Genomic DNA, 501 nt, shown 5'->3' with positions numbered 1-501 from the left:
GTTGTATGCGTTGATGTAGGCGTCGATGTGCTGCTCGAGCTGCTTGAGGCTTGTGAAGGAAGCGCCGCTCAACGACTGCCCTTGTAAGATCGAAAACCACACCTCGACCTGATTGAGCCAGGACGCGCTCGTGGGCGTGAAATGAAATTTCACCTTGGGATGCGCCTTGAGCCATTCCTCGTTCTTCTTATGGGTACTGAGATTGTCGAGGATGACGTGAAGCTGTCGGTTCGGAAATGCTGCGGTCACGTGATCCATGAAGTCGAGAAACTCGACCCGGCGACGTCGTTTCGAATGCGTCGCAAGGATCCTCCCGGTGGCGACTTCCAGCGCTGCAAATAGCGTAGTCGTGCCGTGCCGCTTGTAGTCGTGGCTTTGCCCGGTCAGGGCTCTTCCGTTCGGCAGTTTCAGATAGCCCTGCGCTCGTTCCAGGGCCTGGATCGAGGGCTTTTCGTCCACGCACAGGACGATAGCCTTCTTTGGCGGGGCGACATAGAGGCC

General features: G+C 57.3%; 1 protein-coding gene. It reads right to left on the bottom strand.

Annotation, left to right across the window (positions count from 1 at the left end; translation table 11 throughout):
- The coding region (locus H8A95_RS43550; protein WP_229188524.1) for an IS630 family transposase at positions 1-501 on the bottom strand (501 nt) is incomplete at both ends.

Origin of the sequence: Bradyrhizobium oropedii (genome assembly GCF_020889685.1) — a bacterium.
GTDB classification, from domain to species: Bacteria; Pseudomonadota; Alphaproteobacteria; order Rhizobiales; family Xanthobacteraceae; genus Bradyrhizobium; species Bradyrhizobium oropedii.
Note: the sequence above shows the minus strand (reverse complement) of the source record. Positions and strands in the feature narration are given on the sequence as shown.